The organism is Pseudomonas sp. o96-267 (assembly GCF_003935465.1).
Taxonomy (GTDB): domain Bacteria; phylum Pseudomonadota; class Gammaproteobacteria; order Pseudomonadales; family Pseudomonadaceae; genus Aquipseudomonas; species Aquipseudomonas sediminis.
The window spans coordinates 97,846-110,712 of sequence record NZ_RHQP01000007.1; the positions used below are offsets into that span (position 1 = coordinate 97,846).

11 protein-coding genes and 1 CRISPR repeat array are annotated in these 12,867 nt (G+C 63.0%); of the genes, 9 read left to right on the top strand and 2 right to left on the bottom strand.

Annotated elements, in window-relative coordinates:
- Positions 1–81: 81 nt before the first annotated feature.
- From EGJ86_RS06575 to cas3, 3 genes are all read left to right on the top strand, one after another.
- A complete protein-coding gene (locus EGJ86_RS06575) occupies positions 82–723 on the top strand; it encodes a TetR/AcrR family transcriptional regulator (RefSeq protein ID WP_125834485.1) in 642 nt (213 codons plus the stop codon).
- Complete coding sequence (locus EGJ86_RS06580; RefSeq protein WP_125834486.1) at positions 720–2,369, top strand: acyl-CoA dehydrogenase family protein; 1,650 nt, start codon at positions 720–722, stop codon at positions 2,367–2,369. Before EGJ86_RS06575 ends, EGJ86_RS06580 begins: the two co-directional genes overlap by 4 nt.
- Positions 2,370–2,453: 84 nt before the next feature.
- A CRISPR array of direct repeats spans positions 2,454–3,887; the repeat unit is 29 nt; unit sequence GTGTTCCCCGCGTGAGCGGGGATGAACCG.
- Between the two features lie 224 nt (positions 3,888–4,111).
- Positions 4,112–6,769, top strand: coding sequence for a CRISPR-associated helicase Cas3' (gene cas3 / locus EGJ86_RS06585; protein WP_125834487.1), 2,658 nt, complete (start codon positions 4,112–4,114; stop codon positions 6,767–6,769).
- Between the two features lie 2 nt (positions 6,770–6,771).
- On the opposite strand, the gene EGJ86_RS06590 is transcribed toward cas3, so the two are convergent.
- A complete protein-coding gene (locus tag EGJ86_RS06590; protein ID WP_125834488.1) occupies positions 6,772–7,053 on the bottom strand; it encodes a type II toxin-antitoxin system RelE/ParE family toxin in 282 nt (93 codons plus the stop codon).
- The gene (locus EGJ86_RS06595) at positions 7,050–7,340 is read right to left on the bottom strand and encodes a CopG family ribbon-helix-helix protein (RefSeq protein WP_125834489.1); all 291 of its coding nucleotides are present in this window, start codon (positions 7,338–7,340) and stop codon (positions 7,050–7,052) included. The genes EGJ86_RS06590 and EGJ86_RS06595 overlap by 4 nt, the downstream gene beginning before the upstream one ends.
- Before the next feature lie 190 nt (positions 7,341–7,530).
- Between EGJ86_RS06595 and casA the strand changes: the two genes are divergently transcribed.
- The 6 genes from casA to EGJ86_RS06625 are packed head-to-tail and all read left to right on the top strand — an operon-like array spanning position 7,531 to position 12,865.
- On the top strand, positions 7,531–9,072 hold the full coding sequence (casA, locus tag EGJ86_RS06600) for a type I-E CRISPR-associated protein Cse1/CasA (RefSeq protein ID WP_125834490.1): 1,542 nt from the start codon (positions 7,531–7,533) through the stop codon (positions 9,070–9,072).
- Positions 9,069–9,611, top strand: a complete 543-nt coding sequence (gene casB / locus EGJ86_RS06605) for a type I-E CRISPR-associated protein Cse2/CasB (protein ID WP_125834491.1) — start codon at positions 9,069–9,071, stop codon at positions 9,609–9,611. The genes casA and casB overlap by 4 nt, the downstream gene beginning before the upstream one ends.
- Before the next feature lie 10 nt (positions 9,612–9,621).
- Complete coding sequence (gene cas7e / locus EGJ86_RS06610; protein WP_125834492.1) at positions 9,622–10,764, top strand: type I-E CRISPR-associated protein Cas7/Cse4/CasC; 1,143 nt, start codon at positions 9,622–9,624, stop codon at positions 10,762–10,764.
- A 2-nt stretch (positions 10,765–10,766) separates the two neighbouring features.
- The gene (cas5e, locus tag EGJ86_RS06615) at positions 10,767–11,429 is read left to right on the top strand and encodes a type I-E CRISPR-associated protein Cas5/CasD (protein ID WP_125834493.1); all 663 of its coding nucleotides are present in this window, start codon (positions 10,767–10,769) and stop codon (positions 11,427–11,429) included.
- Complete coding sequence (cas6e, locus tag EGJ86_RS06620) at positions 11,404–12,018, top strand: type I-E CRISPR-associated protein Cas6/Cse3/CasE (RefSeq protein ID WP_125834494.1); 615 nt, start codon at positions 11,404–11,406, stop codon at positions 12,016–12,018. The genes cas5e and cas6e overlap by 26 nt, the downstream gene beginning before the upstream one ends.
- A gap of 25 nt (positions 12,019–12,043) precedes the next feature.
- Positions 12,044–12,865, top strand: coding sequence for a KilA-N domain-containing protein (locus tag EGJ86_RS06625; RefSeq protein WP_125834495.1), 822 nt, complete (start codon positions 12,044–12,046; stop codon positions 12,863–12,865).
- Positions 12,866–12,867 lie beyond the last annotated feature (2 nt).

Sequence of the window (12,867 nt, forward strand, 5' to 3'; positions counted from 1 at the left end):
GCCGCAGATTTGGCCGGATCGTCCCTTTAGCCATGGTCTGAATCCTGATTCACTGCATGCAAGTGAATCAGGGTTCAGACCATGGCTTATCGCATCACCGAAGCTCGACTCGACCGCGATCAGGCGCAGCGCCAGCGCATCCTCGACTGCGCCTTGCTGCGAGTGGCAGAGGGCGGTTTCGCCGCCCTGACCATGCAGGCGCTGGCCGATGATGTCGGTATCGCCACGGGCAGTCTGTACCGCCACTTTCGTAGCAAGGGTGAACTGGCCGCCGAGGTCTTCGCCGCTGCCAGTCAGCGTGAGGTGGATGCCCTGGCCGCCGCCCTGCGCGGGCCGGGCAGCGCCAGTGAGCGCTTGCGCATCGGTCTTGAGCAGTTCGCCGCCCGCGCCTGGCACAGCCGCCGCATGGCTTTTGCGCTGATCGCCGAACCGGTCGATCCGGAGGTCGATGAGCAGCGCCTGCTCTACCGCGAAGCCTACGCCGAACTGTTCATCGATCTGTTGGAGGAGGGCGCCGGGGCCGGTGAATTTCGCGTCGAGCAGATCGGCCTGATGGCGGCCTGCCTGGTCGGCGCGATTGCCGAAGCGCTGGTCGGCCCTCTGTCGCCACCTGCTCGCGCCGCGCGCGAAGCCGGTCAACCCACCCTGGAGCTGGCGCAGGTCAGCGCCAGTCTTGCCACCTTTTGCCTGCGCGCCGTCGGCGCCGAGGAGCCCACGCGATGAGACCCAGCCTGCATGCCGAAACCCACGAGGTGTTCAACCAGGTGCCGAGCCTGGATGGCGCCAACCTCTATCGCCTCGATCTGCCATTGCAGGAATGGACTCGTCGTTATGACGGCGCCTGGGCAGACGAGCGCCTGAGCGCCTATGGTGCGCTTGCCGGTGGAGCGCTGATGCAGGCCGGCTTTCTCGCCAACGAGAACAAGCCAGTGTTCAAGAGTCATGACCGCTACGGTAATCGTATCGATCTGGTGGAGTTTCACCCGGCCTACCACGAGCTGATGCGCACGGCGGTCGAGCACGGTCTGCCGTCGCTGCCCTGGACCGACCCGCGCGCCGGCGCCCATGTCGCCCGCGCCGGACTGACCTATATGCACAGCCAGGCCGAAGCGGCCAGTGGCTGCCCGCTGACAATGACCTTTGCCGCGGTGCCCGCCATTCGCCTGCAGCCCAACGTGGCCGAGCAATGGCTGCCGAAGATCCTCGCCACCGAGTACGACCCGCGCAACCTGCCGATGGAGCAGAAGACCGGCGTCACCATCGGCATGGCCATGACCGAGAAGCAGGGCGGCACCGACGTGCGCGCCAACACCACCCGCGCCTATCCCATCGGCCTCGGTGGGCCGGGGCAGGGCTACGAGCTGGTTGGCCATAAATGGTTCTGCTCGGCGCCGATGTGCGACGCCTTCCTTACCCTGGCTTACACCGACAAGGGCCTGTCGTGTTTCCTGCTGCCGCGTCATCGCCCGGACGGCTCACGCAACGCGTTTTACATCCAGCGCCTGAAGAACAAACTGGGTAACTGGGCCAACGCTTCCAGCGAGGTGGAGTATCGCGGCGCCTTCGCCTGGATGCTCGGTGAGGAAGGGCGCGGCGTGCCGACCATCATCGAGATGGTGGCCATGACCCGCTTCGATTGCATGGTCGGCTCCAGCAGTCTGATGCGCCAGGCGCTGACCCAGGCCGCTCACCACTGCGCGCATCGTCAGGTGGGCGGCAAGCTGCTCGCCGACCAGCCGTTGATGCAGAACGTGCTGGCCGACCTGGCGCTGGAGAGCGAAGCTGCGCTGGCGCTGTGCATGCGCATGGGCCGCGCGCTCGACCACCAGCATGACGCGCAGGAAGACAAATTCGCTCGTCTGGTCACAGCCGTGGGCAAGTACTGGATCTGCAAGCGCGCGCCGGAAATGATCTACGAGGCCAGCGAGTGCATGGGGGGCGCCGGTTACGTCGAGGAAACCATCCTGCCGCGTCTGTACCGCGAAGCGCCGGTCAACTCGATCTGGGAAGGCTCCGGCAACGTGCAATGCCTGGACGTGCTGCGCGCATTGTCCAAGGAGCCCGGCGTACTCGATGCGTTGTTCGCCGAGCTGGGCGATGGCCATGGCGATGCCCGTCTGAAGGCACATATTCAGCGTCTGAAAGCCGATTTTGCCGATACCGCCGATATCCAGTACCGCGCGCGCCAGCTCACCGAAGACATGGCCGTGGCGCTGCAGGCCAAGCTGCTGCTGGAGGCGGGCAACGCCACCGTCTCCGATGCCTTTATCGCCAGCCGGCTGGAAGGCCGTGGCCGGGTCTATGGCACTCTGCCGCGAGGTGTCGATGTCGAGGCGTTGCTGGCGCGTAGCACGCCGAATCTGCTTTGATTCTTGAGCGATCTTTAACAAGGAAAAGTTGGTAGATTTTTAGCGGCTGATTTTTCCCTTTGGGAACAATTGGTTACGCTAAGTGTGTTCCCCGCGTGAGCGGGGATGAACCGGCAAACCCCTGTTTTTACAGGCCTCCTCTCAAGTGTTCCCCGCGTGAGCGGGGATGAACCGGAGCTTCTCGACCGTCACGGGCGCTATTTGATGTGTTCCCCGCGTGAGCGGGGATGAACCGGCGCCTTTTTCATGCCCGTGCTACATGCACATGTGTTCCCCGCGTGAGCGGGGATGAACCGCTGGGCCGGTTCAAGAAGGCGGGCGAGTTCGAGTGTTCCCCGCGTGAGCGGGGATGAACCGCGAAACCGCATTTGACCTCGCACCAGCTCGAGGTGTTCCCCGCGTGAGCGGGGATGAACCGGCAAGTGCCGGCGCATCCAGCACCGCATCGATGTGTTCCCCGCGTGAGCGGGGATGAACCGTCGGTGGGCTTGCGGCCACCCGGCTTGCCGATGTGTTCCCCGCGTGAGCGGGGATGAACCGGCATCGTCATTCGCCCCTGACCGCCAACCGGAGTGTTCCCCGCGTGAGCGGGGATGAACCGGCCGACGAGGTCGCCTGCGAGTTCGAGGAGACGTGTTCCCCGCGTGAGCGGGGATGAACCGACCCAGCAGACCTCGACACCACCATCCTGCTCGTGTTCCCCGCGTGAGCGGGGATGAACCGTCGCCCTTGAGGCCCTGCAGGCGCGCGATCTGGTGTTCCCCGCGTGAGCGGGGATGAACCGTACAGGGCTTCGAAGTAGCAGTTGGCGATTTCGTGTTCCCCGCGTGAGCGGGGATGAACCGCGGATCCGCGCGCGCGTGGTGGTCGACGGCGTGTGTTCCCCGCGTGAGCGGGGATGAACCGAGATGAAACGCCGGTCGATCCTGTCGCCAGAGGTGTTCCCCGCGTGAGCGGGGATGAACCGGTGGACGAGCTGGAGCACAGCGGCGCGCCCGACGTGTTCCCCGCGTGAGCGGGGATGAACCGCGCCTGATCGTCGCCATGACGCCCGACATCAAGTGTTCCCCGCGTGAGCGGGGATGAACCGTCGATCACTGACGCCAAAAAGCAGGGCCACGAGTGTTCCCCGCGTGAGCGGGGATGAACCGGCGAAGGCGCGCAGTTCGGCGCTCATGGCGTTGTGTTCCCCGCGTGAGCGGGGATGAACCGTTCACTCCGGCGCGTACGGGGCAGAAGGTGTGGTGTTCCCCGCGTGAGCGGGGATGAACCGTCTGATGGCCACCGTACAGCAGCCCGTCGATAGTGTTCCCCGCGTGAGCGGGGATGAACCGCGCGCATTCATGGCGTCTGTCGTGGATCTCCAGTGTTCCCCGCGTGAGCGGGGATGAACCGGTCCTGCCACCACTCCATCATCGCCTTACGCTCGTGTTCCCCGCGTGAGCGGGGATGAACCGAGATCCCCAGTGAGGAGATCGAGGGCGAAGACGTGTTCCCCGCGTGAGCGGGGATGAACCGTGGCATTGGGTGTAGGGCTTGAGGTCAGCGGGGGATGAAGAAATAAGCCTTGCCCCTGCCCTAACGTCCGAAGCACTTCGTGCTATGAGCGCGGCAGTCTGATGCACAAGGTCGTGGTCAATCCTGTGCCAGTGCTGCTTGTATAGAAATCGGCATGATTGTCGGGTGCTAGCTATGCTGGCACTTTGTTTCAGGTCGAGTCTCACGATGCCAAGGAGTGCCAGATGAAAGGATTCGCCGATCTCAGCGAGCAGGCCCGTCGTCTTTGGGCCAAGAGTGGCGATGGCTTCGGCCATGGTGTGCTGGCGCATTTGCTGGATGTGGCGGCGGTGGCCGAGCGGATGCTTGCCCATGAGCCTGCGAGCACGCTGGACTGGGCCGCTCAAGCGCTGGGGTTGGAGCGCGAGCATGTCGCCCGCTGGGTTGCCTGCCTGGTAGGCCTGCATGACTTCGGCAAGGCCATCCCCGGCTTTCAGGACAAATGGCTCGAAGGGCGACAAGCTGATGAGGCGCTTGGGCTGGCCTTTCCCGACCGTGCCCTGGGCGTTACCGACCATGCTTGCGCCAGCGCAGCGTTGCTCTGGGAGCACTTGCCAGGGCAGGGCATCGGCCATCTGCTTTGGATCCGTCATGTCTTGCAAGCCATCAGCGCCCACCATGGCTACAACTTCAACCAAAGCGAATTCAATCGGGCCAAACCGGCGTTCGAACCGCCTGCCTGGGGTGAGGCGCGTCGGCAGATATTCATGGCTTACTGGGCGGTATTGGCGCCACAGGGCGTGCCGCAAATCGAAGCCTTGTCACAGCCGGCGGTGCAGTGGCTGGCGGGTCTTACCAGCGTGGCTGACTGGGTCGGCTCCAACCCGGAATGGTTTCCCCTGGGCGAGCGCCATGCGCTATTGGTCGAGCATCATGCCGATGCCTGCGTGCGCGCCGATCAGGCCTTGCGGCAGATCGGATGGCGAGCCTTTCAACCTCTGCTGACTGTGCCGGCCACGGCAGATCATCTGATCGCCCGGATCGTACAGCGCCCCGAGCTGACAGCGCGTCCGCTGCAAGCGCAAGCCGATCGCCTGCTCGATGGTGTGCAAGGCCCGGCGCTGCTGTTGGTCGAGGCACCGATGGGCGAGGGCAAGACCGAGCTGGCCTTTCTCGCTCACCTGCGCCTGCAGGCGGCCAACCAGCATCGCGGTCTCTACGTCGCGCTGCCAACACAGGCCACGGGCAATGCATTGTTCAACCGTGCCTTGACCTTTCTCCACAGTTTCTCGGGTGATACGGCGCTGGATGTGCAACTGGTGCATGGCGGCGCCGGGCTCAACGAACAGGTGCTGGCGTTACGTGGCATTTATGGTGCCGAGGGCGAGAGCGTGTCTTCGTCGGCCTGGTTCTCTCAGCGCCGCCGTCCGTTGCTGTCGCCTTATGGCGTCGGCACCGTGGATCAGGCGTTGTTCGCCACACTCAACGTCAAACACCATTTCGTGCGCTTATGGGGTTTGAGCAACCGCGTGGTGGTTCTCGATGAAGTACATGCCTACGACACCTATACCAGCGGCCTGATCGAAGCCTTGCTGCGTTGGCTCAAGGCGATGGGCAGTTCGGTGGTGCTGATGAGCGCTACCTTGCCGGCGCCGCGTCGCGATGCCTTGCTACGTGCCTGGGGCGTTGCCCCGGAGAACGCGCCCGAGCTGAGCTATCCGCGCCTGTTGTTGGCCGATGATCGTGGCCTCAAGGGCGACACCTGCGAGTCACGGCCGTTACCGCCGATTCACCTGCAGGCCGTGGCGGAAGATATTGACAGCCTGGTCGCCAAGGCCTGTGAGCTTGTGCAGCAAGGTGGATGTGGTGCGCTGATCGTCAATACCGTGGACCGCGCGCAAAACCTTTATCTAAAACTAAAGACCGAGTTGGCTGATGAGGTGCCGCTGCTGCTCTTTCATGCGCGCTTCCCGGCCAATCAGCGCAGCGAGCAGGAGCAGGCTGTGCTGGCGCGTTTTGGCGAGGTCGGTGCGCGACCAACAAAGGCTTTGCTGATCGCCACTCAGGTGGCCGAGCAGAGCCTGGATATCGACTTCGATTTCATGCTTACCGACCTGGCCCCGGTGGATCTGATCCTGCAGCGCGCTGGTCGTTTGCATCGCCACAAACCTGAGCGCCCCGAGGCGCATCGCCAGGCGACCTTGTATGTGGCGGGGCTGGCGCCTGAAACCTTGCCCGATCTCAAGAGCACGGCTTGGGAATATGTCTACGAGCCCTACATTCTTGGGCGCACCTGGGCATTGCTGTCGCGCGAGCAGGCGCTGCATCTGCCGCAGGACATCGACCGGTTGGTGCAGGCGGTGTATGACAGCGAGGATTTACCGGCTGATCTGGCCGAAGTGGATCGTGCCTTTATCGAGGATGAGGCCTACGGCAGTCACTTGGGCAAACGACAGACCGAGCGCATGATGGCACTCAATGTCGCCATCGATCCCGAGGCCGAACCGCAAAACGCCTACACCCAGAAGAATCGCGGCTATGAAGAGGGCGAGGAAGGCTTGGGGTTGCCCAACTACACTCGCCTTGGCGACGACTCCGTGACGCTGATTCCCGTGCATCAGGTGCCCGGCGGCTGGAGCTTGGCCCTGAATGGCGAGGTCTTCGACCCCGATCAGCTTTTGTCCAATGCTCTGGCCAAACAGCTCCATGCCCGCCAGCTAAAAACCTCACGCGCTGCGTTGGTCAAGCATGCCCAAGCGCTGGAGTCGCGGCGGTCGTTCAGCGAGCATCCGCTGCTACGTCATCTCAAGCCGCTGGTACTGATCGATGGCTGCCTGCAGATCGGGCGTTTGACGGTGCGTCTGGATGATGAGCTCGGGCTGGTCTATCAGCGCACGAGCTAAGTTCAGTCAGCACTTGGCCACTGGCGGGCCGTATGCAACACCCGGAGTATCCGAACCTGGTCATCGGCCAGGTCGTAGATCATCAGATAGTGCTGATGCACGACCAGCTCGCGAGTGCCACTTACCCGGCCCGGCCGCCCCAAGCTGGGATGATCGGCCAGGCGGCTGGTTTTCTCCATGAACAACTCATCCAGCGCCAGGGCGGCAATGGGATTGTCCTGAGCGATATAACTGCGGATGGCTTGGCGGTCGTTAAGCGCAAGGCGCGTCCAGGCCAGCTTCACGACGCGGCGTTGTCCAGCTTGCGACGCATTTCAGCACGCCATGCGGCGGCTTCGGCTTCGACCTCTTCGCTGCTGAGCAACTCACCGGCATTGGCCGAATCCAGCCCCATCTGTACCTGGCGGCGCAGCCAGGCATCGTGCTCGGCAGCCTCTTGCTGCTGCCGGACGAAGTCGCGCATGAAGTCGCGCAGCAATTGCGCGCCAGTGCGGTCGCGAGCTTTGGCGGCCTGGGCAAATTCGCTTTTCAGGGCGTCGTCTACGCGAAAGGTAAAGGTGGCTTCACTCATGCTGAGCACCTCGATGTGTTACAGGGTTGGTGCATCGTAGCATGCAGCTGGAGAAACCAAGCGGCAGGAGGACAGGTGGCATGGGCTGATTTGGCTCATTCCATAGTGGCACTTTGTCTGCTTTACTGCAGGCCTGTCGGATTCAGGGAAAAGGATATGGAATCGTGGCAACAGGGAATGGGGGATAGGCATGAGTGAGTCTTTCAATCTGCTCGACGAGCCATGGCTGGCGGTACGGATGCATGATGGGCAGGTGCGTGACCTGGGCTTGCTGGCGCTTTTCGAGCAGGCCGGCGAGATCAGCGCCTTGGCGGAGACTTCACCGCCGAGTCTGATCGCTCAATACCGGTTGTTGCTGGCCATTACCCACCGCGCCATCAGTCAGGCACAAGGGCGCTGGACGGATGCCGAACGCCTGCGCTGGTATCAGGGTAGATTGCCGCTGACGGCTATCCGCGATTACCTGCAGCGCTGGCGCGAACGCTTCTGGCTGGTCCATCCGCAGTATCCCTTCATGCAAGTGGCGGTGCTGGCCGACGCCGAAGAAACCCGCGACAAGCTCAAGCCCTGGACGCAAATTTCCCTGGCCAGCGCCAACGGCAATGCGCCGGTGGTGTTCGATCACTCCTGTGACCTGGCGCCGCGCAGCATCAGTGCTGCCGATGCGTTGCGCACCTTGCTGGGCTTTCTGCAGTTCACCCCTGGCGGTCTGGTCAAGACGTTGCGCGATTCCGACAAAGCCGGTGCGTTGGCCAATACAGCAGCGGTAATGCCTGTGGGCGATTCGCTGTCGCAAAGCTTGTGCCTGGCCCTGCATCCACCGACTCAGGCGGGGCATGAAGACCTGCCCGCCTGGGAACGCAACGCGCTGAGCATTACCCAACTGCGTGGCGACCCTGAGATGGCGAGCGGCCCCAATGATCGCTACACCCGGCAGAGCCGTGCCGTGCTGCTATTGGCGGACGATGAGCAGCGTGTGCAGTGGATTCGCTTCGCCGCTGGTTTGGCACTGGGCGATGACGTGCAGGCCCCCGACCCCATGGCCAGCTATCGGGCCGGCAGCAATAGCATGGTGCGCCTGAGTTTCAGCGAAGGCCGTGCCCTGTGGCGTGATCTTCCTGCTCTGTTGCCGGACGCTGAAGGTAAAGCCTCGCTGCCTGCCGCCGTGCTGGAGTGGGCGGCCAATCTGCAGTTCTACCTGGGCGGTGGCGTGCAGCCGCTACTGATCGCCGGTCTGGCCAGTGATCAGGCCAAACTGCTGCGCTGGCGCTCCGAGCGCATCGCGCTACCGGCCAAACTGCTTGCCTCAGCCGATCACGCCAACGAGCTACGCCGCTATGTGCGTGATGCCGAAGAGTTGTTCACCGCCTTGCGCAAGCTGGCCACCGGCATGCTCGCCGAAACCCTGCCCGACCCAGGCAGCAAGGACACCTGGGCGCGAGCGCGCAGCGTGATCGATGCCGGTTCGGCGGGGGCTTTGTACTTCGCCAGCGCCGAGCGTCATCTCGGGCGCGTCATGGTGCTGCTGGGCAACGACGAGCTGGACGAGGCCGAAGCACTCTGGCGGCAAAGCCTGCATGACGCCGCCCGTGATGCCTGGCAGGCCGTGCTGGCCGGATTGGGCCGAGGCGCCAAAGCCCTACGTGCCGAAGCACGTCACCATCCACGCCTGCTGGGGCTGCTTGCTCCGTTGCGGGTAACTCCCACAACCGACAAGGAGGTTCGCGTATGAGTGAGTTCGCGCAGAGCTTTATCGCGCATTTGCAGCGCTTGCAGGAGCGTGACCGGGGCGCCATGGCCACCCTGCGTCGCAGCCTGACCTTCGAACCAGGCAGCTATCCGCCGGTTTATCCGTATGTGGAGCGCTTCGTCGCGGTCGAGCGGCATGCCCAGGATGCATCACGCCTGGCGCTGTACCTGACGGCTGGCCTATACGCCGCTCATCCGCATCACGGCGCCAGAAGCCTGGCTGCAAGCCTTGGCGAGCTCATGCGCAAGCGTGAAAGCGCTAGCATCGAACAACGTTTCATCGCCTTGCTTGGCGCCGATGCGGAAAACCTGGCGGTGTATCTGCGCCAGATCATCAGCCTGCTGGCCGCCGATGACCGGGCTCTGGACTACGGCGTGCTGCTACGCGACCTGAGTGTCTGGCTCAACCCACATATCGATGCCGAGCGCCGCGACAACGTGCGCCAGCGCTGGGCGCGCGACTTCTATCGCGCCCTGGCTGCGCCTGCTGCTGAACCCACCGAACAAGCTGCCAACGACTGAGAGGGATATCATGAGTCTGTTTGTCGAGTTTCACCTGATCCAGAACTTCGCCCCATCCAACCTCAACCGTGACGACACCGGCGCGCCCAAGGATGCCCTGTTCGGTGGCCATCGCCGCGCGCGGGTCAGCAGCCAGTGCTTCAAGCGCGCCATTCGCCTGGCGGCGCAAGAGCATGAACTGGTCGCCCCGGAGCATCGCGGCGTACGTACCAAGAAGCTTAAGGCGCTGTTGCTGGAGCGTCTGGCCGGGCGTGACCCGCTCGAAGCCGAAGGCAAGATCGAAGTGGCGCTGGCCGCTGCCGGCCTCAAGCTCAAGGATGACGGCAAGACCGAGTACCTGCTGTTTCTCGGCGAGGCCGAAATCGCCGGTTTCGCCAACCTCATTGAGCAACACTGGGACGAACTCGCCGGTGCTCCGGCCGGTGGCGAGAAGAAGGGCAAGAAGGAAGCCAAGGCCAGCGCCCCGGCGGATGTGGTGAAAAAGGCCAAGGCCCTGCTCGACGGTGGCAAGGCCGTGGACGTGGCGCTGTTTGGGCGCATGCTCGCCGATATGCCGGAGGTCAACCAGGACGCCGCCTGCCAGGTGGCTCATGCCATCAGTACGCACCGTGTGGAACGTGAGTTCGACTACTTCACCGCCGTCGACGACAAGGGCGGGCCGGACGAAACCGGCGCCGGCATGATCGGCCAGGTGGAGTTCAACTCCGCCACCTTGTACCGTTATGCAGTGGTCGATGCCGGCAAACTGCTCGGCAACCTGCAGCAGGATCGCGAGCTGACCCTGTCCGCCCTGGAAGCCTTCACCCAGGCCGTGGTGCGCGCCATCCCGACGGGCAAGCAGAACACCTTCGCCGCGCACAACCTGCCGAGCTTCGTCGGCGTTTGTCTGCGCCATGCCGGCCCGCTGAACCTGGCCAATGCCTTCGAGAAGCCCATCGCTGCCCGTCAGGATGCATCGTTGACCGGGCTGTCGGTCAGCGAGCTGGCCAAACACGAGAGCAAGCTGGCGGCGGTCTATGCCGATGCCCGCGATCAGTGGGCGTACCTCGATCTGAGCGACGCCTGGCCGGCGCAGAAGGGCGCGCAAGTACAGAACCTGGGCGAGCTGGCGGCCTGGGTACGTACGCAGATCGCCGCGCAACTGGAGGGCTGAACATGGCCACCCTGTTGCTGCGTTTGCAGGGGCCGATGCAATCCTGGGGCACCACCAGTCGTTTCGATGAGCGTGATACCCAGTTGGAGCCTTCCAAGTCGGGCGTGCTCGGCCTGGTCTGTGCGGCGCTGGGGCGTGATCGCCTGGAGCCGGTGGATGACCTAGCTGCCCTGCGTATGGGCGTGCGTGTCGACCACGAAGGCGTGCCGATGCGCGATTACCAGACCGCTACCGGCGTGTTGATCGCCACTGGTAAGTCGGACTTGCGCCGTACCGTGGTCAGCCCGCGCTATTACCTCTGCGATGCGGCCTTTCTGGTCGGCCTGGAGGGCACGGACGAAGCCTTGCTCGCGCTCATTCACACTGCCTTGCGTGCTCCGCATTGGCCGCTGGCATTGGGGCGCAAGAGCTTCGTACCGGGCATGCCTGTCTGGCTGCCGGATGGCCTCTCGCCCCTGCCGCTGGAGGCGGCGTTGGCGCAGTACCCACGGCTGGTCAGTGCGCGCCGAGGTGACCTGCAGCCGACCCTGCGCTGCCTGCTGGAAGATGATCAGGAAGGCGCCATCCGCCTGGATCAGCCGGTCGCACCTTTTGCCGAGCGTCGTTTCGGCCCACGTTTCGTGAAATCGGGAGTGCTGCATGTACCTGACCAGACTGACGCTTGACCCGCGCAGCACGCAGGCGCGGCGTGATTTGTCCGATGCCTACGAGATGCACCGTACGTTGGCCCGTGCCTTCGTGACCGATGAGCAGAGTGCTCCGGCGCGTTTTCTCTGGCGTCTGGAAGCGGGCAGTAATGCCTGGGCAAGCCCAGTGGTGCTGGTGCAATCGGCGCAGTCTGGCAACTGGTCGGCCTTGCAGATGTTGCCCAACTACCTGCAACGTGAGATCGAAAGCAAACCACTCGATCTCCTGACGTGGGTCGAGGGCGGGGCGCGTTATCGCTTTCGTCTGCTGGCCAATCCAACCGTGACGCGCCGGGGCAAACGCTATGGTCTGGTGGGCGAGCAGGAGCAGCTTGCCTGGCTGAATCGTCAGGGCGAGCGCCATGGTTTTATGGTCGAAGCGGCCCTGGTCACGGCCAGTGATGTGTTGGCCAGCCGCAAGGGCGATAGCCGCATCAGCCTGCAACGGGTGTGTTTCGAGGGGCGTTTGCAGGTGCACGAACTGGCGACCTTCAGTCGAGCGCTTGAACAAGGCATCGGCCCGGGCAAGGCGTTCGGTTGTGGGCTGCTCAGCGTGGGGCGCGGCTGATTCTGGAGCAGATATGGAGGGCAGCATGAAAGCCAAGCTGCAGGTGCTGGAGCAGGACATCAATACGCATATCAAGGATGGGGTTGAGTACATCTCCATAACGGATATCGCGCGATATAAGAGCCCTGATCGTACGGACATTCTGATCGGTAACTGGTTGCGAAACCGTAATACCGTAGAGTTTCTGGGGATCTGGGAGCAACTCAATAACCCAGATTTTAAACCCATCGAATTCGATGGGTTTAAAAAGCAGGCAGGGCTTAATAGCTTCACCCTGACCCCAAAACAGTGGATCGAGCGAACCGGCGCCATCGGCTTGGTCTCCAAGGCTGGGCGTTACGGCGGCACCTTTGCCCAGAAGGATATTGCCTTCGAGTTCGCCAGTTGGATTTCGGTGGAGTTCAAGCTCTACCTGATCAAGGAGTTTCAGCGGCTCAAGGAGCAAGAGTTTCAGCAGTTGGGTTGGGATATTCGCCGCAACCTGGCCAAGGTCAATTACCTGATCCATACCGATGCCATCCGCGAGAATCTGATTCCCGAAACCTTGAGCGCACAGCAGATCAGCTTCGTTTATGCCAGTGAGGCCGACCTGTTGAACGTGGCATTGTTCGGCGTCACCGCTCGACAATGGCGTGATGCCAACCCAGGGCTGAAAGGCAATCTTCGCGATCATGCCGACATCCATCAATTGGTCTGTCTGGCCAACTTGGAATCGATGAACGCGCACTTCATCAGTGAAGGGCTGCCCCAGTCCGAGCGCCTGCAGAAATTGAACGAACTGGCTATTCGGCAAATGCGCGTATTGGTCGAAGCTACTCGGCAGCCATTGCTCGATGAGGGCGTCTGAAC

Excerpts from the sequence above, each read along its gene's own strand:
- EGJ86_RS06575 (WP_125834485.1), top strand. The coding sequence starts at position 82 with ATGGCTTATCGCATCACCGAAGCTCGACTCGACCGCGATCAGGCGCAG.
- EGJ86_RS06580 (WP_125834486.1), top strand. The coding sequence starts at position 720 with ATGAGACCCAGCCTGCATGCCGAAACCCACGAGGTGTTCAACCAGGTG.
- cas3 (WP_125834487.1), top strand. The coding sequence starts at position 4,112 with ATGAAAGGATTCGCCGATCTCAGCGAGCAGGCCCGTCGTCTTTGGGCC.
- EGJ86_RS06595 (WP_125834489.1), bottom strand. The coding sequence starts at position 7,340 with ATGAGTGAAGCCACCTTTACCTTTCGCGTAGACGACGCCCTGAAAAGC.
- casA (WP_125834490.1), top strand. The coding sequence starts at position 7,531 with ATGAGTGAGTCTTTCAATCTGCTCGACGAGCCATGGCTGGCGGTACGG.
- casB (WP_125834491.1), top strand. The coding sequence starts at position 9,069 with ATGAGTGAGTTCGCGCAGAGCTTTATCGCGCATTTGCAGCGCTTGCAG.
- cas7e (WP_125834492.1), top strand. The coding sequence starts at position 9,622 with ATGAGTCTGTTTGTCGAGTTTCACCTGATCCAGAACTTCGCCCCATCC.
- cas5e (WP_125834493.1), top strand. The coding sequence starts at position 10,767 with ATGGCCACCCTGTTGCTGCGTTTGCAGGGGCCGATGCAATCCTGGGGC.
- cas6e (WP_125834494.1), top strand. The coding sequence starts at position 11,404 with ATGTACCTGACCAGACTGACGCTTGACCCGCGCAGCACGCAGGCGCGG.
- EGJ86_RS06625 (WP_125834495.1), top strand. The coding sequence starts at position 12,044 with ATGAAAGCCAAGCTGCAGGTGCTGGAGCAGGACATCAATACGCATATC.